At 43.0% G+C, this 18,427-nt stretch carries 19 protein-coding genes and 1 pseudogene; 15 read left to right on the top strand and 5 right to left on the bottom strand.

What is annotated here, in order from left to right:
* Positions 1–6 precede the first annotated feature (6 nt).
* The 6 genes from O3627_RS03840 (at position 7) to O3627_RS03815 (ending at position 5,558) form a co-directional block, all read left to right on the top strand.
* Entirely contained in the window at positions 7–1,809 is a 1,803-nt protein-coding gene (locus tag O3627_RS03840; protein ID WP_002906990.1) for a serine hydrolase, read from the top strand.
* A 30-nt stretch (positions 1,810–1,839) separates the two neighbouring features.
* The gene (locus O3627_RS03835) at positions 1,840–2,691 is read left to right on the top strand and encodes a CPBP family intramembrane glutamic endopeptidase (protein ID WP_002906988.1); all 852 of its coding nucleotides are present in this window, start codon (positions 1,840–1,842) and stop codon (positions 2,689–2,691) included.
* A 28-nt stretch (positions 2,692–2,719) separates the two neighbouring features.
* On the top strand, positions 2,720–3,544 hold the full coding sequence (locus O3627_RS03830) for a CPBP family intramembrane glutamic endopeptidase (protein WP_002906987.1): 825 nt from the start codon (positions 2,720–2,722) through the stop codon (positions 3,542–3,544).
* A 128-nt stretch (positions 3,545–3,672) separates the two neighbouring features.
* Positions 3,673–4,581: a CPBP family intramembrane glutamic endopeptidase gene (locus O3627_RS03825; protein ID WP_002906986.1), complete on the top strand. Its 909-nt coding sequence runs from the start codon at positions 3,673–3,675 to the stop codon at positions 4,579–4,581.
* Positions 4,582–4,783: 202 nt separating this feature from the next.
* On the top strand, positions 4,784–5,071 hold the full coding sequence (locus tag O3627_RS03820) for an autorepressor SdpR family transcription factor (protein ID WP_002897962.1): 288 nt from the start codon (positions 4,784–4,786) through the stop codon (positions 5,069–5,071).
* Positions 5,049–5,558, top strand: a complete 510-nt coding sequence (locus O3627_RS03815) for a hypothetical protein (RefSeq protein ID WP_002906985.1) — start codon at positions 5,049–5,051, stop codon at positions 5,556–5,558. Before O3627_RS03820 ends, O3627_RS03815 begins: the two co-directional genes overlap by 23 nt.
* Before the next feature lie 86 nt (positions 5,559–5,644).
* Here the strand turns inward: O3627_RS03815 and O3627_RS03810 are convergent.
* Together O3627_RS03810 and O3627_RS03805 are read right to left on the bottom strand one after the other, a co-directional pair.
* Positions 5,645–6,100: pseudogene (locus O3627_RS03810) on the bottom strand (transposase); the annotation flags it as partial.
* A gap of 134 nt (positions 6,101–6,234) precedes the next feature.
* Positions 6,235–6,909, bottom strand: coding sequence for a DUF6796 family protein (locus tag O3627_RS03805; RefSeq protein WP_371621294.1), 675 nt, complete (start codon positions 6,907–6,909; stop codon positions 6,235–6,237).
* A gap of 593 nt (positions 6,910–7,502) precedes the next feature.
* Here O3627_RS03805 and O3627_RS03800 point away from each other — a divergent pair.
* From O3627_RS03800 to O3627_RS03760, 9 genes are all read left to right on the top strand, one after another.
* Positions 7,503–8,291: a YhfC family intramembrane metalloprotease gene (locus tag O3627_RS03800; protein WP_268682932.1), complete on the top strand. Its 789-nt coding sequence runs from the start codon at positions 7,503–7,505 to the stop codon at positions 8,289–8,291.
* Positions 8,269–8,550 (top strand): autorepressor SdpR family transcription factor, encoded by a 282-nt coding sequence (locus O3627_RS03795; RefSeq protein WP_002896078.1) that lies wholly within the window; start codon positions 8,269–8,271, stop codon positions 8,548–8,550. The genes O3627_RS03800 and O3627_RS03795 overlap by 23 nt, the downstream gene beginning before the upstream one ends.
* Positions 8,537–9,034 carry a DUF1648 domain-containing protein gene (locus O3627_RS03790; RefSeq protein ID WP_004187746.1) on the top strand — a complete coding sequence of 166 codons (498 nt, stop codon included), beginning with the start codon at positions 8,537–8,539 and terminating at the stop codon, positions 9,032–9,034. The genes O3627_RS03795 and O3627_RS03790 overlap by 14 nt, the downstream gene beginning before the upstream one ends.
* A gap of 47 nt (positions 9,035–9,081) precedes the next feature.
* Positions 9,082–9,768, top strand: coding sequence for a Crp/Fnr family transcriptional regulator (locus tag O3627_RS03785; protein WP_002912020.1), 687 nt, complete (start codon positions 9,082–9,084; stop codon positions 9,766–9,768).
* A 289-nt stretch (positions 9,769–10,057) separates the two neighbouring features.
* On the top strand, positions 10,058–11,287 hold the full coding sequence (gene arcA / locus O3627_RS03780) for an arginine deiminase (protein ID WP_125381835.1): 1,230 nt from the start codon (positions 10,058–10,060) through the stop codon (positions 11,285–11,287).
* Between the two features lie 50 nt (positions 11,288–11,337).
* On the top strand, positions 11,338–12,354 hold the full coding sequence (argF, locus tag O3627_RS03775; protein WP_125357110.1) for an ornithine carbamoyltransferase: 1,017 nt from the start codon (positions 11,338–11,340) through the stop codon (positions 12,352–12,354).
* Between the two features lie 166 nt (positions 12,355–12,520).
* Complete coding sequence (gene arcC, locus O3627_RS03770; protein ID WP_002906975.1) at positions 12,521–13,468, top strand: carbamate kinase; 948 nt, start codon at positions 12,521–12,523, stop codon at positions 13,466–13,468.
* A 205-nt stretch (positions 13,469–13,673) separates the two neighbouring features.
* Positions 13,674–15,185: a YfcC family protein gene (locus O3627_RS03765; protein WP_125381834.1), complete on the top strand. Its 1,512-nt coding sequence runs from the start codon at positions 13,674–13,676 to the stop codon at positions 15,183–15,185.
* Between the two features lie 21 nt (positions 15,186–15,206).
* On the top strand, positions 15,207–16,544 hold the full coding sequence (locus O3627_RS03760) for a dipeptidase (RefSeq protein WP_343091971.1): 1,338 nt from the start codon (positions 15,207–15,209) through the stop codon (positions 16,542–16,544).
* A 128-nt stretch (positions 16,545–16,672) separates the two neighbouring features.
* Here the strand turns inward: O3627_RS03760 and O3627_RS03755 are convergent, their stop codons facing one another.
* From O3627_RS03755 to O3627_RS03745, 3 genes are read right to left on the bottom strand one after another with little or no spacing between them, the layout of a single operon-like run.
* On the bottom strand, positions 16,673–17,143 hold the full coding sequence (locus tag O3627_RS03755) for an arginine repressor (protein WP_002896068.1): 471 nt from the start codon (positions 17,141–17,143) through the stop codon (positions 16,673–16,675).
* Between the two features lie 16 nt (positions 17,144–17,159).
* Entirely contained in the window at positions 17,160–18,188 is a 1,029-nt protein-coding gene (gene queA, locus O3627_RS03750) for a tRNA preQ1(34) S-adenosylmethionine ribosyltransferase-isomerase QueA (RefSeq protein ID WP_125401414.1), read from the bottom strand.
* A gap of 9 nt (positions 18,189–18,197) precedes the next feature.
* The gene (locus O3627_RS03745; protein ID WP_002897949.1) at positions 18,198–18,377 is read right to left on the bottom strand and encodes a hypothetical protein; all 180 of its coding nucleotides are present in this window, start codon (positions 18,375–18,377) and stop codon (positions 18,198–18,200) included.
* Positions 18,378–18,427 lie beyond the last annotated feature (50 nt).

Raw genomic sequence — 18,427 nt, 5'->3', positions numbered from 1 at the left:
AATATCATGAAAAGATCATTTTTGAAAAGCGCTGTGGCGCTAATAACGTGTGGCTTGGTGGCTTTTGGAGCAGCCCACGCTTACGCCGACCAGCAGAAATTGCCGTCGGGCACGCCTTATGACCAAATCGGTCAGAAAATTGAGGACTACTACAAGGAACACGAAAAAACCAGCGCCGGGCTGGCAACATCCGTCTTTGACAAAGACAGCAATACTCTCTATCAAAACAACTTTGGCTATATGGACAAGGAGAAGAAGCTGGCAGTAGATGACAACTCGGTCTTTGAGTGGGGGTCAACGACCAAAATCATGGTCTGGGTCAGCGTTATGCAGCTCTGGGAAGAAGGAAAACTTGACCTCAATGCCGACATTAAGGAGTATCTGCCCAAGGATTTTTTGACAAACCTCAAATACGATAAGCCAATAACCATGCTTGACCTCATGAACCACCAAGAAAGTTTCGACGAAACACCCCTTTACATGGGTAGTGACAAGAGCTTGGAGGAGCTGCTCAAAGAAAGTCAACCGCCGCAATCCTATAAGCCCGGTGAGCTGACGTCTTACTCTAACTATGGAACGGCGCTGGCGGGCTATATTGTAGAACGGATAAGTGGGCAATCTTTTGCCGACTATGTTCACGAGCATATCTTCCAGCCTTTAGGCATGAAGCATACTGCCCTCAAGCCTGATTTGTCGGACAATTCCTATGTACAAAAGCAGTGGAAGAAGGAGAAAACCTATGATACAGAGGGCAACTTGCTGAAAGATGACCAGCCGTTTATTCTCGGAGAATATCCAGCAGGGCGGGCAACGGGAACCTTTTCAGATTTGAAACGCTTTGCCCAAGTTCTCTTGCAAAAGAAAACGCTCTTTAAGCGAGCGGAAACGTGGGAGACCTTTTACAGTCCTACGAATACATTTCCTCATACGGATATTCCAATCAATTCCCACGGACTTTGGTCAATAGAGTATGAAAATACCAGAACGCTTGGGCATGGGGGGAATTCGCCGGGCTTTACGACTAGTCTTTTGCTTGATTTTAAAACGGGTGTCGGCTCTGTCATTATGGTTAATCAAGGGCTGGAGACTAATTTTACTTCTAAAATACCCGAACTTATCTACGGTCAGAAAAAATCGACTTCGCAAGAACAAGTGAAAAACTTCCAGCCCGGCTTTTACCGTATGGCTCGCACTTTCAATCAAGGTCCGTTATCTCTGATGAAAATGATGCCCAACTATACAACTTATATCAAAAATCCTAATGATAATCCAAATATTCAATCGCGTGGTTTCTGGATAGCAGGTGAAAAGCATGGACGTTATGTGATTAGTTTGCCGATTTCCGACTGGGTCAAGATGTCTATATTTGATGTGGTAAAGGACTATGGTGTTTTGATTTTGGCAGCTGTAGCAGTGGTTTATGCGCTACTAGCTTACATTGGTGGTTTTCTTGTTAAAATGTATCGCTTGATTTTCCGCAAGCCAAATCAGCAGCCTGCTAATCTAGTCTGGAACATCTGGCATTATGTGACTGCAGTGTTTGTGCTCATTGTGCCAGTCAACTTTGTGACGGCTTTATCCTCTATCCAAGCGACGGCTTCAACAGCTGGTAGCCGCTTGCAATTCGTGCTCTTTGCCATGGTAGGACTGGTCTTGGTTGTTAGCACCCTTTTGCCAGTCGTTTGGCGCTCTGCCTTCAAATCAGCTAGTAAGGCGCGGATAGCTCTCACGCTAGCGACCAGCTCCGCTGCCTTTATCATGGCTTTTAATATTTTCTATTGGTCGCTATACCAATGGTGGACTTTATAATTTTACAAATGACAGAAAGGAACATTTCATATGCAAACTTCCATTTCAACTTCAACGATTAAAAAGTTTCTCATCTGGGCTTATGGCATAGGTTGGTTTCTTATGATTTTCTTATGTTATTTCTCTCAGCAAAAGCAAAATGTCATAGCCTCGGTCTTCTCTATTTCCGCTATGTTTGCGCCGAGTATCGCCGCTCTTCTTTCTAAAGCGCCCATAAAAGAGGTTGGCTGGCGACCTAACTTTATCAAAAAGTGGAAATCTTATGCTGCGGTTTGGCTCTGGCTTGCCTTTTATGTTATCTTTGGTGCGGTGGTTTACTTCGCTATCTTTCCTCAGCACTTTTCACTAGCCTTTAGCCTACTTGCTAAAAGCATTGGAACTAGCGATCTGGCTCTGGTTCAATCCACAGCTTGGCAGTATGTCTTTAATTTTCTAACGTGGATAAATTTACTTTGTATCATTCCAGCTTTAGGTGAAGAGTTAGGCTGGCGGGGTGTGCTCTATCCTTATCTGAAGGAGCGCTACGGTCGAACCAAGGGGCGCATCATTGGTGGTCTGATTTGGGCTTCGTGGCATTTGCCTATATTACTGTTTGCGGACAAATTATCACTAGACACCATTCTCTATATCTTTCCTTACTATATTATGGCGATTACTATGGGCTTCTTGTTAGATATTTATTATGTAAAAAGCAAATCCATTTGGTTGCCTGCTTTTGGTCACTCCACTATTGATACACTTGGCCCCCTGACTTCTTTGTTGGTCGCAGGCAATGTCAAACCTCTTGCCTATCTCGGGCCTGGAGCCAATGGGCTATTTGTAGGCTTACTAGCCATTGTAGTGGTTACTTGGCTAACCAAGCGGGAGGCGAAAGAAAACTAGAATTAAAAAAAAGAAAGGAGCATTTTATATGCAAAACACAATTTCAACTTCAACCATTAAAAGGTTTCTAGCTTGGGCGTTTGGGCTCGCTTGGCCAGGTATGCTAGCCATAGCTTACTTTTATGCGATCAATCAGAAACTTGTCGGTAACATTTTATCCGCAAGTGTGGTAATGTTCGCCCCTATGGTGGCTGCTTTTTTGGCCAAAGCTCCTGTCAAGTCTATCGGCTGGAAATTGAAGCTCGCCAGTAAATGGCGCGATTACCTAGCCTGCTGGTTAGCCATTTGTAGCATTATACTTGGCGGCGCACTTGTCTATTTTGCTGTCTTTCCGCAGCATTTGGCTTTTGCCCTGAACCCACAAGTCGCCCTTCAAATTTTAATGATTTTTACGGTCTTAACTCTAGTCGTCAGTCTTTCTGGCTTGGGCGAGGAAGTCGGCTGGCGGGGTATTCTCTATCCTTATTTGAAAGAGCGCTTCGGACGGACTAAGGGACGCATCATTGGTGGTCTCATCTGGGCTATTTGGCATTTTCCTGTCAATATGATTGGAGCAGGGACGTTGGGTGAGCGTTTCTTAAATTTAATTCCCTATTATATCATGGCTATTTCTTTTGGGATTATCCTTGATATTTACTATGTACGTAGCAAAACCATTTGGCTGCCAGCCTTTGGACATGGGGTCATTGATGCCGTTGCCATGATAACTACCGTTTTCACTGTTAGTGGGGTAGAAACGTTTAAATTCCTTGGTCCTAGTCCAACTGGACTTTTTGGCGCTCTCATTGCTCTTGTCATTGCCGTTTGGCTGACCAAGCGCGAAGAGAGAGAAAGTCAGCAGGGGATTTCTTAATCTTTTTTAGGTGATTTTTCTACCACTTACTAGCGCAATCTAACCACTTACCAAAAAGAGCTTGAGTTGGTGTACTTCTTTTGTTAGGATAAGGGTGTAGGGGAAAATACACCTTAAGGAGGTCACACATGACACATACTTATCAAAAGACAGCCCATCGCTCTAGTCTGGAAATCTTGCAAGAAGAAGCAGGGGCAAAAAATTGGTGGCTGAGCCTGCCGCTGGCTTTTCTTGCGATTGCTGCGGGAAGCCTCATCAGCGGAGCTTTGTCCCAATGGCTCTTGCTGCCGAGCATGACGGACGCCAATCGCTTACTGATAGGCATCGTTTCTTTATCCGTCTTTTTAGGTAGCAGTTTACTCATCATTCTCTTCGTCGCTAAATTTTGGGAGCGGCGCAGTCTTGCCAGTTTCGGTCTCTGGAAGGAAAAATTAGGGTTCAATCTGCTGCTTGGTACAGCACTGGGTTTCTTCTTAGTCCTTCTGGAAGTGGGCTTCAATCTGCTCGGCGGACAGCTCCACATTCAAGTCGAAAAGCAGTTCAATCTAGGAATTTGGCTCTTTTTCCTGGTCAATTTCTTCTTTCAGGCGCTGGCTGAAGAGATGATTTACCGTGGCTTTGTCATGAACAAGCTCCGCACCAAACTGAGCTTGCTGCCGGCTGTCCTGCTCAACTCCCTGCTCTTTGCGGTTATCCACATTTTTAAAGGTGGAACGTCCGTCCTTTATATCCTCAATGTCTTTCTGACCGGGATTTTCCTTTCCCTCCTTTTTGCACTGACGGACAATCTCTGGCTGGTCACAGCGCTGCATGCGGCTCATAACATGATTTATCTAGGCATCTTTGGAGTGATTGGGGCGGGCAATAATCTCCAGCACGGCAGTTTTTTACAGACGACTTTGACCAGTCAAGCCAACAGTTTCTTAGCAGGAACGCCAAGCGAACCTCTATCAGGCGGGCTGATAGCAGTCATCGTTATGGCGCTGGCTGCTCTTCTCACCGCTTATCTAGCCAAGAAAAAGCAAGTGTTTAGCTAAGCCCTCCTTGTCTTTTATCCTCAAAAACAGTATAATGGAGAAAAGAATTTGAAAGTTCTCTAAATAGTTTTAGGAGGATTGCTGGCAGAAAATCTTGTCCGTTTGAGTAGCGCCTTGCTTACATTTGTAGGAGCCATGACTTATCTAGAGCTAGTTGCTTTGTTTGTCCTTAGCTAGAAATCAATTTTAAGAGGTATCAAAATTGGGAATTAGTGAAACCATGAAAGCCCTAGCTGATCCAGTTCGGCGGGAAATATTAGAAATATTAAAAAAAGGTCCTAAGTCGGCTGGTGAAATCGCTCAAGTCTTCGATTTGACGGGAGCGACGGTATCCTACCATTTGTCCCAGTTGAAAAAAGCGGGGCTCATCTATGAAGAACGGCAGAAAAATTACATTTACTACCATTTAGATGCTACGGTTTTTGAGGAAATTTTGGTCTGGATTGCCGCGCTAGGAGGGAAAAATAATGAAAACGAAACTGAGAAATAACCTTAGAGAATTGCTGCTGACTTTCTTGGTTATTTGGCTGCCACTTGCTTATGCCTTATGGATTTATCCTAGTTTGCCAGAGAATATTAGGATCAATTTCACGTCGCCGATTAGCCCGACATTTAAGTATGTACCCAAATTTCTCTTTATCTGGGGTCTGCCAATCTTTATGACTTTGGCACAGCTGATTGTTTATGGGGCAACGGCTTACCGAGAAATCACCAAGCCAGCTTTTGCCCGCTTCGTCCTTTGGATTGTTCCCTTGACCCATATCATTGTCTATCTTTCTATTTTGTTCTATGCTCTCGATTCTCACTTCAATGTTAATAAGATTGCCTTGATTTTTTCAGGCTTGATGTTTATGATTTCTGGGAATTATATGCCCAAGAAAGTGGTGGTGGAAGAAAAACCAGCGCCGCGTTGGCTAGCCTACCTCTTTATCCTAGTCGGATTGACAGCCGTACTAGTGGGACTTTTTCTTTTGTAAATCAAGTGAAAACAAAGTGCACAGATTGTGCGCTTTTGTTTAGTCTCATTCTGGCTCTTTGTCAACTGTAGTGGGTTGATGAGAAGTTATAATCTGGAGAGGACTAAATCAGTCCTCTCCTTTTTGATGTTCAAAGCGATGAGGATTCTAGTTTTAAAATTGTCAAAGTTCCGAAATCCGAAAGCATTGCGCTTGATGACCTTGATGAGGTTGTTAGTAGCTTCTAGTTTTGCATTTGAGTAGGGCAGTTCCAGCGCGTTCAAGATCTTGTCCTTATCTTTCAAAAAGGTCTTAAAAACAGTTTGAAAGATAGGATTTACACAAGAAATGGTATTTTCGATGAGACCAAAGAAATGCTCAGTTTTTTTCTCTTGAAAATGAAAAAGCAGGAGTTGGTAGAGTTTATAGTGTTCTCGGAGTTCTTGAGAGCAAGAGAGAAGTTTTTCTAGAATCTCTCCGCTGGTCAAGTGCATGCGAAAAGTTGGGCGATAAAATCGTTTCTGACTTAGTTTCCGACTATCTTGTTGGACGAGTTTAATGATGGTTTTGTTGCTTTTCATTATAGGTCTTATGGGACTTTTTTTCTACAACAAATAGGCTCTATCATTCCTACAGTGGTTTTACCCACTACAGAAATTATAGAGCCGTTTTATGACTTGTCTTTTAATGTTAGCATTTAAGGTTGTCTATTGGCGCTACTTGCTTCCTTGCTGGTAAAGTTTTTGTCCTTTAGGGCAAAAATCATGGCTATTGTTATCATTAAAGCAAACCAAAAGGCGGGAATGAGAATAGGAGAAAGCATTTCACGAAGGGCTGGTACAATAGCGCTGAGTAGCCGACTAAGGAGAATTCCTGTTAAGGGAGTTGTTAGGGCAAACCAGCGAGGGTAAGCCGTTTTCTTACTCAAAACGAGGATAACAATAAATAGGAGAAGTACAGCCATAAGTACGAAATAAATAAGCAGAAAGTTATTTTTCACTATTGAAAAGCTTTCTAGTAATTTTGCAATATCGGCAGAGGGATTATGGGCATACAGCCGCGAAGTGGCGGCAAAATAGAAATAGCTGGTGTGGAGGAAAACACAGACAGTCATGAGAATCCAAACTCCTACTATTCCTAGCCATTTTTGTCTCAGCCCGATAGAGAGGATATAGACGCCCATTCCTAAAAGCGGAAAAAGAAGTAAGGCGTAGCCTGCAAAATCAACTTTCCAAGCTGCTAAATCAGGCATGTGCTGCCAAAATCCCTTTCCAAAACCGTCAGAGATAGCAATCAATATATCTGCAACATAAATCAGCCAGCTTCCTAAAATAGACCAGGGAGCCCAGCAACGGATCGTTTTTTGAGTCATAAGCGCCTCCTTTAGACTTGTGTTACTAACATTTTACTATAGGCTTGTTACGGAAGCAAGGCTCGAAATGCCTAGAGGCTATAAAATGGTGTCTGCTTTCTATGTAAGGGGATAAAATGATTTCAGAAAGTGTGGGAAATGTTTGATTTTTGGACTCTTTGTCAACTGTAGTGGGTTAATGAGAAGTTATAATCTGGAGAGGACTAAATCAGTCCTCTCCTTTTTGATGTTCAAAGCTATGATTTCTTTATGAGTTCCAGCATCTAGAACATCCAAGATTATGATGTTAGGGTCTTTTATTCCCAGTAAGTTTGTGGTAAAATTGAACTGTTCCATAAGAGTCTTTCTAATGATGGTTTTGTCGCTTTTCATTATAGGTCTTATGGGACTTTTTTCTACAACAAATAGGCTCCATCATTCCTACAGTGGTTTTACCCACTACAGAAATTATAGAGCCGTTTTTTATTGCAGTAGAGCTTGATGATTTTTAGATTGAAGTTGTTTAGAAAAAATTCGAAATAGATTTGACAGAAAGAAAGGAAAGATGTATAATCTATTTAGAAAAAAACCAAAACAGTTTAGGAGAAAAAACGATGATTTCCATTCATATCTTGATTGCTATGCTGCTGATTTTAGGGACAGTCCTTGTTCCTTTGGTTTATTTTAAAAAGACCAAGCACATTTCTCTATTAGTCTTTCTTTTAGGGGGAGTTGGCTTTTATCTGTCTAGTCAGGTTCTGGAAAATATCTTGCACCGTATCGTCTTACAACCTCAGGCTGATGGAACTATCGCTTTGCAGACGGAAAATCCTTGGCTATACGTTCTTTATGCTATTGCTGCGGCAGCTATTTTTGAAGAAACAGCCCGCTGGGTCATCTTTTACTGGTTGCAAAAGAAGCGCCCACTGACCTTTAGGGATGGTATAGCCTATGGCTTGGGGCATGGTGGTATTGAGGCTCTGTTTGTTGGTATTGTCAGTCTCTTAAACTTTTGGGTTATAGCTCAAGTAGTGACTCAGGGGAATGCCCAGACGCTGGCTCAAATTCCTCAAGCAGTTATTGACAATGTCCGCTCCATGAGCGCTGGCAGCATCTATCTTTTGGCTCTTGAGCGAATCTTGGCTATTCTCATCCAAATTTTGCTGACTTTCTGGGTTTGGAAGGCGGTCAAGGAGAAGGCTCCGGTATATTTTTTAGCTGCGCTGGGACTTCACGCCCTGATTGACTTAGCGCCTGCTCTGGCTCAGGTAGGTGTTCTTCCGCCGCTTGCAGTTGAAGCTTTGCTCTTGGTAGAAGTAGTGGCACTAGTCTTTCTGACCAAGAAAATTTTGAAAGTTTACCTGAAGGAAAGGTTCAATCATGGGGATCAGTCAAACGCTTAAAGCTCTAGCTGACCCAGTTCGAAGGGGGATTCTGGAAATGCTCAAGCATGGTCCGAAGTCTGCTGGGGAAATTGCTCAAGCTTTTGAGCTGACTCCTGCGACGGTATCCTACCACCTCTCTCAGCTAAAGAAAGCCGGTCTGCTCATAGAAGAAAAGCAGAAGAACTTTATTTATTACAGCTTAGATGTCACTGTTTTTGAAGAAATTCTTGTCTGGTTTCAATCTCTTGGAGGAGGAAACGAAAATGAAAAAAAATAGTTTACAAGAATTAGGCTGGGCGCTTGGACTCATGCTCCTGCCAGTTTTATATGCCATCTGGGTCTATCAAACATTACCAGAAAACTTGGCTATTCACTTTGACTTATCTGGAAAAGGAAATGCTTTTTTACCTAAGTTTTTAGTAGTTTCGGCTTTTCCAATTGTCATGATGCTACTAGAAGTTATGATTTACTGGATAACCATTGCCAAAGATATCTTAAATAGAACCTTTAAGCACCTTATTCGCTGGATATTTCCTTTTACCTTTGTTTCGCTGTATCTAGCTACCATTTATCGGGGCTTAAATGAGAGTTTTGATGTGCGTAAAATTGTAACTATGCTAGTTGCTTTGGTTTTCATAATTGTAGGCAATTACTTGCCCAAAAAAGTACAAGCTGACAGAAATTCCATGAATAGAAAATGGGCACACCTCTTTGTTTTGTTAGGATTTCTTACTTTTATAGTCAGCATTTTCTATTTGTAAGCGGATTTATGCTATAATGGTATCAAGTATCAAGTAAAAGGGTTATCATGATTACCAAGGAGCATTATCAATTTATCCGGCAGCACCCTGCCTTTGTCAATCTGCCAGTGGAGCTTTTCGATAAATTGGCTGTGGAGATTCAGTATCGCAAGATTCCAAAAGGGCAAATTATCTTTTTTGCAGGAGACCGACGAGAGCGCCTTTTTCTCTTGTCTCAAGGCTATGTTCGGATTGAGCAATATGATTCGACAGACACATTTTCTTATATGGATTATGTCAAGAAAAACAGTGTTTTCCCCTATGGAGGTATGTTTTTTGATGAGTGCTATCATTACACAGCCAGCGCTGTCACCAATGTCGAATATTTCTCCATTCCTATTGATTTATTTGAAGAATATTCTAAGAAGAGTGTGGATCAGCTTTTGTTTATTACCAAGCGGCTGTCGCAAATCCTGGAATTTCAGGAATTGAGATTGCGCAATGTCGTAGCGGCCAGTGCCAGTGAGCGTGTGGTTCAGTCCTTGTCTCTGCTCTGCATGGATTTGTGCAAGGTGGGAGATAGCCTGCCCTTTCCTATCAGCATGAAAGAACTGGCTAAGCTAGGAGCCACGACTCGGGAAACGGTCAATCAAGTTCTGAAAAAACTCTTAGATGAAGGTCGGATTGAATACCAACATAAAAAATTAACTTTTAAAGAAAAAGAGTATTTCATGAAATACCTTGCTGGAAGCTAATCGGTTCTGATTGGCTTCTTTTTTGCTTAATAAATTCAAAATATTCTAATATTAACCGTATATTGATTTTATTTTAAAAAATAAATATTCACAAAAATAATATAATGCATAAAATATTCAAAGAAAACGCTTTAAAGAAGAATATTATAAAAATAAAAATAGAAAAAAGCAAAGGATTTGGCATTTGCAATGTAGACTTTTTCTTGAAAGCGGTAGCATTAAATGCTAGAATAGTACATGTAAACGGGCTTAGGAAAACCTAAACCGCAAAGAAAAAGGAGGATAGTAGATGTCTACACATCCAATTCGTGTTTTCTCAGAAATTGGAAAACTGAAAAAAGTTATGTTGCACCGTCCTGGCAAGGAGTTAGAAAACTTGCAGCCGGACTATTTGGAACGTCTTCTCTTTGATGATATTCCTTTCTTGGAAGATGCACAAAAAGAACATGATAACTTTGCTCAAGCGCTTCGCAATGAAGGAGTTGAGGTGCTCTATCTTGAGCAGCTAGCTGCTGAGTCACTGACTTCTCCAGAAATCCGTGAGCAATTCATCGAAGAATATCTGGAAGAAGCCAATATTCGAGGCCGTGAAACCAAGAAAGCCATTCGCGAACTGCTCCGTGGTATCAAAGATAGCCGAGAGTTGGTTGAAAAAACGATGGCAGGGGTTCAAAAAGTTGAATTGCCAGAAATTCCTGAAGAAGCAAAAGGATTGACGGACTTGGTAGAATCTGATTATCCATTCGCTATTGATCCAATGCCAAACCTTTACTTCACACGTGACCCATTTGCTACAATTGGTAATGCTGTATCGCTTAACCACATGTATGCAGACACTCGGAATCGTGAAACTCTTTATGGTAAATACATCTTCAAGCACCACCCAGTATATGGTGGAAAAGTGGATTTGGTATACAATCGTGAAGAAGATACACGTATCGAAGGTGGGGACGAACTGGTTCTTTCAAAAGATGTGCTGGCAGTTGGTATCTCACAACGTACAGACGCAGCTTCTATTGAAAAACTCTTGGTCAATATCTTCAAGAAAAATGTTGGCTTCAAGAAAGTTTTGGCCTTTGAATTTGCTAACAACCGTAAGTTCATGCACTTAGACACTGTCTTCACTATGGTTGACTATGACAAGTTCACGATTCACCCAGAAATCGAAGGCGATCTTCGCGTTTACTCTGTGACTTATGTTGATGATAAACTTAAGATTGTTGAAGAAAAAGGTGATTTGGCAGAAATCTTGGCAGAAAACCTTGGTGTAGAAAAAGTTCACCTGATTCGCTGTGGCGGTGGTAATATCGTAGCTGCTGCGCGTGAGCAATGGAATGACGGTTCTAACACCTTGACTATTGCACCTGGTGTGGTAGTGGTGTATGATCGTAATACCGTTACTAACAAGATTTTGGAAGAATACGGCTTGCGTTTGATTAAGATCCGCGGAAGTGAATTGGTTCGCGGTCGTGGTGGACCACGCTGTATGTCTATGCCATTTGAACGTGAAGAAATCTAAGCATACAAGTGCTAGTCAATACTTAAAGAAAAGAAAGAGGAAATAATAGAATGACAAATTCAGTATTCCAAGGACGTAGCTTCTTAGCAGAAAAAGACTTTAGCCGTGCTGAGTTAGAATACCTTATCGGTCTTTCAGCTCACTTGAAAGATTTGAAAAAACGCAATATTCAACACCACTATCTTGCTGGTAAGAATATCGCTCTCTTGTTTGAAAAAACATCTACTCGTACTCGCGCAGCTTTTACAACAGCAGCTATTGACCTGGGAGCACATCCAGAATACCTTGGTGCTAACGATATCCAGCTTGGTAAGAAAGAATCTACAGAAGACACTGCTAAAGTATTGGGCCGTATGTTTGATGGGATTGAATTCCGCGGCTTCAGCCAACGCATGGTAGAAGAATTGGCAGAATTCTCAGGTGTTCCAGTATGGAATGGCCTGACTGACGAATGGCACCCAACTCAAATGTTGGCTGACTACTTGACTGTTCAAGAAAACTTTGGCCGTCTGGAAGGCTTGACATTGGTATACTGTGGTGATGGACGTAACAACGTTGCCAACAGCTTGCTGGTAACAGGAGCTATCCTTGGTGTCAACGTTCACATCTTCTCACCAAAAGAACTCTTCCCAGAACAAGAAATCGTTGAATTGGCAGAAGGCTTTGCGAAAGAAAGCGGCGCACATATCCTCATCACAGAAGATGCTGACGAAGCAGTTAAAGGTGCTGATGTTCTTTACACAGACGTTTGGGTATCTATGGGTGAAGAAGACAAGTTTGCAGAACGCGTTGCTCTACTCAAACCTTACCAAGTAAACATGGATTTGGTGAAGAAAGCTGATAACGAAAACTTGATTTTCTTGCACTGCTTACCAGCATTCCACGATACAAATACTGTTTACGGTAAAGATGTCGCTGAAAAATTCGGCGTAGAGGAAATGGAAGTAACAGACGAAGTCTTCCGCAGCAAATATGCTCGTCATTTCGACCAAGCAGAAAACCGTATGCACACAATTAAAGCGGTTATGGCTGCAACTCTTGGAAACCTCTACATTCCAAAAGTGTAATTTTACATAAGAAACCGTCTACCAACAGCTATGAGGGCTGCGACTAATAGCTTTAGTCTGGCCCTCTTTTATATGATAAGGAAAGCTCATTTTCTTATTGAAAATTAAAAAATCTACTAAAATAAATTGGAAGCGCATTCATTAGAGCGCATTTAAGGAGAATTTAATGTCAAATCGTAAAATCGTTGTAGCCTTGGGAGGAAATGCCATCCTTTCATCTGACCCATCAGCGAAAGCACAGCAGGAAGCCTTGATGGAAACTGCTAAACATTTGGTAAAATTGATAAAAAACGGGGATGATCTTATCATTACCCATGGAAATGGTCCACAGGTAGGGAATTTGCTGCTGCAACAGTTGGCAGCGAACTCTGAGAAGAATCCTGCTTTCCCACTAGACTCTCTTGTGGCTATGACAGAAGGCAGTATCGGCTTCTGGCTGCAAAATGCCTTGCAAAATGCTCTCTTGGATGAAGGTATCGAAAAGAATGTTGCTTCTGTTGTGACGCAAGTAGTGGTGGATAAGAACGATCCAGCCTTTGTCAACCTCAGCAAGCCAATCGGTCCTTTCTACTCAGAGGAAGAAGCAAAAGCGGAAGCTGAAAAGAGCGGAGCGACTTTCAAAGAGGATGCTGGCCGTGGTTGGCGCAAGGTTGTTGCTTCACCAAAACCAGTGGATATCAAGGAAATTGAAACGATCCGTACGCTTTTGAATCAAGGTCAAGTAGTAGTGGCTGCGGGCGGCGGCGGGATTCCTGTCGTCAAGGAAGACAATGGCCATCTTACTGGTATTGAAGCTGTTATTGACAAGGACTTTGCTTCTCAACACTTAGCGGAGTTGGTTGATGCAGACCTCTTCATCGTCTTGACTGGTGTGGACTATGTCTTTGTTAACTACAACAAACCAGACCAAGCAAAATTGGAGCATGTGAATGTTGCTCAATTGGAAGAATACATCAAGCAAGAACAATTTGCACCAGGCAGCATGCTTCCAAAAGTAGAAGCAGCTATTGCCTTTGTCAATGGCCGTCCAGAAGGTAAAGCAGTTATCACATCTCTGGAAAATCTTGGTGCTCTGATTGAGTCTGAGAGCGGTACGATTATTGAAAAAGGCTAGACATAGAACTGATTGAAAAGCGATAGCAAGTAATCTCTATTGCTGATGGAAGTCTTTTCCTGAAAATCTTTGATTATTTTCAAAAATACTGGCTTTTTCAATGTTAATATGGTAAAATAAAAACAAAGTAAGCGTTTTCTTGTTTACTCATACAGGGAAATGTAGGTTCGTAACCTCGTTAAAAAATTTTTAGGAGGGAATACAAATGAGTGAAAAAACAAAAAAAGGGTTTAAGATGCCTTCATCTTACACCGTATTGTTGATAATCATTGCCATTATGGCAGTGCTGACTTGGATTATCCCAGCAGGGGCTTTTGTAAAAGGTGTTTATCAGCCTCAGCCACAAAATCCACAAGGGATTTGGGATGTCCTGATGGCACCGATTCGTGCAATGCTGGGTACGCATCCAGAGGAAGGATCCTTAATCAAGGAAACTACTGCTGCGATAGATGTTGCCTTCTTCATCCTCATGGTTGGTGGTTTCCTTGGTGTTGTCAATGAAACTGGCGCTTTGGATGTGGGAATTGCCTCTATCGTTAAGAAGTACAAGGGTCGCGAAAAGATGCTGATTGTTGTCTTGATGCCTCTCTTTGCCCTCGGTGGTACTACCTATGGTATGGGTGAGGAAACCATGGCCTTCTATCCGCTTTTGGTACCAGTGATGATGGCGGTTGGTTTTGACAGTCTGACTGGAGTGGCTATTATCCTGCTGGGTTCGCAAATCGGATGTTTAGCTTCCACACTAAATCCATTTGCAACTGGTATCGCTTCAGCAACTGCTGGTGTTGGTACCGGTGAAGGGATTGCCCTTCGTCTTATCTTCTTATTTGTCATGACAGCTCTCAGTACTTGGTTTGTTTATCGCTATGCAGATAAGATTCAAAAGGATCCGACCAAGTCACTGGTTTACAGCACTCGCGAAGAAGATTTGAAACACTTCAACGTTGAAACTTCTTCATCTGTTGAGTCAACACTGAGCAAAAAACAAAGAATTGTTTTAGTATTGTTCATTTTGACATTTGTCCTTATGGTATTGAGTTTCATTCCTTGGACAGATCTCGGTATTACTATCTTTAAGGACGTCAATACCTGGCTGACAGGTCTTCCAGTACTCGGTAAGATTGTTGGTTCATCTACTTCCGCACTGGGAACTTGGTACTTCCCAGAAGGAGCTATGCTCTTTGCCTTCATGGGAATCTTGATTGGTGCTGTTTACGGTCTCAAAGAAGACAAGATTATCTCAGCATTTATGAACGGTGCAGCTGACCTGCTTAGCGTAGCCCTAATCGTAGCAATCGCTCGAGGTATTCAAGTTATCATGAATGACGGTATGATTACAGATACTATCCTCAACTGGGGCAAACAAGGACTCAGCGGTCTGTCATCACAAGTATTTATCGTCTTGACCTACATTTTCTACCTGCCAATGTCCTTCCTTATCCCATCATCATCTGGTCTGGCCAGTGCAACTATGGGAATCATGGCTCCTTTGGGAGAATTTGTCAATGTCAAGGCAAGCTTGATCATCACAGCTTACCAGTCTGCTTCAGGTGTGCTGAACCTGGTTGCACCAACTTCTGGTATCGTTATGGGGGCTTTGGCACTTGGACGTATCAATATCGGCACTTGGTGGAAATTTATCGGTAAGCTGATTGTAGCTATCATTGCTATCAGTATTGGTCTCTTACTCCTAGGAACTTTCTTACCGTTTCTATAAGCTAGAAGCTGAGGTGATTCCATGAAAAATTTTATAACGGAAGAAGTTAAAGAAGATTTTCTTGAATCTTTGAAAACAATCGTTTCCTATCCTTCAGTACTGAAGGAAGGTCAAAATGGAACACCTTTTGGACAAGCTATCCAAGATGTCCTAGAAAAAACTTTAGAAATCTGTCGGGAGCTAGGTTTTACAACCTACCTCGACCCTAAAGGTTATTACGGATATGCAGAAATCGGTCATGGAGCTCAGCTCCTGGCCGTTCTCTGTCATTTGGATGTTGTTCCATCAGGTGATGAGTCGGACTGGCAGACGCCGCCTTTTGAAGCCACTGTCAAAGATGGCTGGATTTTTGGTCGTGGGGTGCAGGACGACAAGGGACCTTCCATGGCCGCTCTTTATGCTGTAAAAGCATTGCTGGACAGTGGAGTGGAATTTAAAAAGCGGGTTCGCTTTATCTTTGGTACAGATGAGGAGACACTTTGGCGTTGTATGGGTAGATACAACCAGCTAGAAGAGCAGGCTACACTTGGCTTTGCACCAGACTCTTCCTTCCCTTTGACCTATGCTGAGAAGGGGCTTCTGCAGCTTAAGCTAGAAGGACCTGGCTCTGATACTTTAGAGCTCGAAGCTGGTCAAGCTTTTAATGTCGTTCCTGCCAAGGCTTCCTATTCAGGCAGCCTACTAGAGTCAGTCGTCACAGGGCTGGAAGATTTAGGCTATGAATATGAGCGAACGGCAGAAGAAGTAACGGTTATCGGCTTGCCTAAGCACGCCAAGGATGCTGCCCGAGGAATTAACGCCATTATTCGCCTAGCTAAGGTCTTGCAGCCCTTGGATTCGCATCCGGCTCTTGTCTTTCTGGCTCAGGCGGTTGGTGAAGATGCGACAGGCAGCCATCTCTTTGGGGCTGTGTCTGACGAACAGTCGGGCTTTCTTTCCTTTAATGTTGCCGGTCTGACTTTAACCTCTGACCGCTCTGAGATTCGGATTGACATGCGGATTCCGGTCTTGGCAGACAAGGACAAGTTGGTTGAAAAGCTGGCAGAAATAGCCAGTCAATACGAGCTGACCTATCAGGAGTTTGATTACTTGGCTCCGCTCTATGTACCATTGGACAGTGAGTTGGTCAGCACCCTGATGGCAATTTATCAGGAGAAAACAGGAGACAACAGTCCAGCTATGTCTTCTGGCGGAGCGACCTTTGCTCGTACGATGCCTAACTGTGTTGCCTTCGGCGCCCTCTTTCTGGGAGCTGATCAGACAGAGCATCAGGTCAATGAACGATTGCGCTTAGATGATCTATATCGGGCCATGGATATTTACGCGGAAGCCGTTTATCGTTTGGCTACAACACCTTAAATGCTGACTTTTTGAAACTATCTTCGGTAATGCATTGCTCTAGTCAAGTATGTCTTTCTGATTTGCTAATGTGTTTCATTGAGGAAAAATCGTAAATAGAAAAAGCTGAGGCAATGTTGTCTCAGCTTTTATTTACTAAAGAAGAATGGTGGGGTGAATTCTTTGAGCTTCTCAAAGCAGTCAAGGGCCCCTTGATCATCCTCGCAGATAATCAGACAGACGTCATCACCACAGACAGTAGCAACAATCTGCGGCAGCTCTAAGGCGTCTAAGATTGCACCGAAAGACTGGGCCAACCCAGGCAGGGTTTTCATGACGACTTGATTTTGAACTGGTCGCAGCATGACTAAAGCATCCTCCATATAGAAACGGAGGCGTTTTTCCCAACGGGATGGTGCGATGCTGTTGATGATATAGTAGGAAGTATCGTTTTCACTAACCTTGACCAGATTGAGTGCTTTCATATCTCGTGAAAGAGTGGACTGGGTTACAATAACGCCATTTGCTTCCAAATGCTCCTGGAGTTCTTGCTGGGTATGGATTTTTTTCTCCATGATTAAGGAGCGGATGAGACGGTGTCTGCTTTCAATTTTATTCATAAATTTTCACCTATAGTTATTTGATAAACATAGCATCACCAAAGCTGAAGAAGCGATAGCGCTCAGCAATAGCGTGCTCATAAGCTTCAAGTGTTAAGGAACGTCCGGCAAAGGCAGAGACTAACATAACCAGAGTTGATTTGGGCAGGTGGAAGTTGGTTGAAAAAGCATCAACGATCTTCCAATTGTATCCCGGCTTGATAAAAATATTGGTCCAGCCAGAGTCAGCCTGAATCTGACCCTGAAATTTACTACCAATTGTCTCCAAGGTGCGGATAGATGTTGTGCCGACTGCAATGACATGGCCGCCATTTGCCTTGACCTGACGGAGTGTCTGGGCAGCTTCCTCGGACAGACTGTAAAACTCGGAGTGCATCTCGTGATCATCTAAGCTGTCTACAGAAACCGGTCGGAAAGTTCCCAGTCCGACATGAAGGGTGAGATAGACCAGCTTGACTCCCTTGGCAGCGATCTGCTCCAGCAACTCTTCTGTGAAATGAAGTCCGGCAGTTGGCGCAGCAGCAGAGCCGTTTTCTTTAGCATAGACAGTCTGGTAGCGTTCGCGGTCTGCCAGTTTTTCGTGGATATAAGGCGGAAGCGGCATTTCTCCTAAGCTTTCCAAGACTTCTAGGAAAATCCCTTCGTAGCCAAAGCGCACAATTCGGCCGCCATGCTCCAGCTCCTCTACCACAGTAGCAGTTAAGCGGCCATCGCCAAAGGAAATCTGAGCACCTACTCTGAGGCGCTTGGCTGGCTTGGCTAGCACTTCCCAATCATCGCCCTGAGTATTTTTGAGTAGCAGCAGCTCGACATGGCCCCCTGTCTCAGGCTTGATACCATAAAGGCGGGCAGGAAGGACACGTGTATTATTCATCACTAGGGCATCGCCGGGCTGGAGCTGATCAATAATCTGGTCAAAGTGCTGGTCGGAGAAGACTCCTGTTTCTTTATCGACCACTAGCAAGCGGGAAGCATCCCTTTTCTCCAAAGGTGTCTGAGCAATCAGCTCTTCGGGCAAGTCAAAATCAAAATCAGCGGTATTCATCGTATCTCCTTATATTGTTTTCATCAGCCAGAGTAGGTAGGCAGCGAGTAGGAAGGGACTGGCTGTCAGCAAGCCTCCTAAAATCAAACTTACAATCTGCCAGCCTGGTTGTTTTTTCATGAGGAAACTCAAGCTGCAGAGTAAGACTCCGACTAAAAATAAAATCAATAAAACAATCAGTAAAAACATGTCTCTATTATAACACGATTTGCTGCAAAAGGAAGCGAGCATGACTGAAA

The sequence above is a fragment of the Streptococcus sp. 27098_8_82 genome (assembly GCF_041431615.1).
In the GTDB taxonomy this organism is placed as follows: Bacteria; Bacillota; Bacilli; order Lactobacillales; family Streptococcaceae; genus Streptococcus; species Streptococcus sanguinis_K.
This window is presented reverse-complemented; position numbering and strand designations above follow the sequence as displayed.

Excerpts from the sequence above, each read along its gene's own strand:
- O3627_RS03840 (WP_002906990.1), top strand. The coding sequence starts at position 7 with ATGAAAAGATCATTTTTGAAAAGCGCTGTGGCGCTAATAACGTGTGGC.
- O3627_RS03835 (WP_002906988.1), top strand. The coding sequence starts at position 1,840 with ATGCAAACTTCCATTTCAACTTCAACGATTAAAAAGTTTCTCATCTGG.
- O3627_RS03830 (WP_002906987.1), top strand. The coding sequence starts at position 2,720 with ATGCAAAACACAATTTCAACTTCAACCATTAAAAGGTTTCTAGCTTGG.
- O3627_RS03825 (WP_002906986.1), top strand. The coding sequence starts at position 3,673 with ATGACACATACTTATCAAAAGACAGCCCATCGCTCTAGTCTGGAAATC.
- O3627_RS03815 (WP_002906985.1), top strand. The coding sequence starts at position 5,049 with ATGAAAACGAAACTGAGAAATAACCTTAGAGAATTGCTGCTGACTTTC.
- O3627_RS03805 (WP_371621294.1), bottom strand. The coding sequence starts at position 6,909 with ATGACTCAAAAAACGATCCGTTGCTGGGCTCCCTGGTCTATTTTAGGA.
- O3627_RS03800 (WP_268682932.1), top strand. The coding sequence starts at position 7,503 with ATGATTTCCATTCATATCTTGATTGCTATGCTGCTGATTTTAGGGACA.
- O3627_RS03795 (WP_002896078.1), top strand. The coding sequence starts at position 8,269 with ATGGGGATCAGTCAAACGCTTAAAGCTCTAGCTGACCCAGTTCGAAGG.
- O3627_RS03790 (WP_004187746.1), top strand. The coding sequence starts at position 8,537 with ATGAAAAAAAATAGTTTACAAGAATTAGGCTGGGCGCTTGGACTCATG.
- O3627_RS03785 (WP_002912020.1), top strand. The coding sequence starts at position 9,082 with ATGATTACCAAGGAGCATTATCAATTTATCCGGCAGCACCCTGCCTTT.
- arcA (WP_125381835.1), top strand. The coding sequence starts at position 10,058 with ATGTCTACACATCCAATTCGTGTTTTCTCAGAAATTGGAAAACTGAAA.
- argF (WP_125357110.1), top strand. The coding sequence starts at position 11,338 with ATGACAAATTCAGTATTCCAAGGACGTAGCTTCTTAGCAGAAAAAGAC.
- arcC (WP_002906975.1), top strand. The coding sequence starts at position 12,521 with ATGTCAAATCGTAAAATCGTTGTAGCCTTGGGAGGAAATGCCATCCTT.
- O3627_RS03765 (WP_125381834.1), top strand. The coding sequence starts at position 13,674 with ATGAGTGAAAAAACAAAAAAAGGGTTTAAGATGCCTTCATCTTACACC.
- O3627_RS03760 (WP_343091971.1), top strand. The coding sequence starts at position 15,207 with ATGAAAAATTTTATAACGGAAGAAGTTAAAGAAGATTTTCTTGAATCT.
- O3627_RS03755 (WP_002896068.1), bottom strand. The coding sequence starts at position 17,143 with ATGAATAAAATTGAAAGCAGACACCGTCTCATCCGCTCCTTAATCATG.
- queA (WP_125401414.1), bottom strand. The coding sequence starts at position 18,188 with ATGAATACCGCTGATTTTGATTTTGACTTGCCCGAAGAGCTGATTGCT.
- O3627_RS03745 (WP_002897949.1), bottom strand. The coding sequence starts at position 18,377 with ATGTTTTTACTGATTGTTTTATTGATTTTATTTTTAGTCGGAGTCTTA.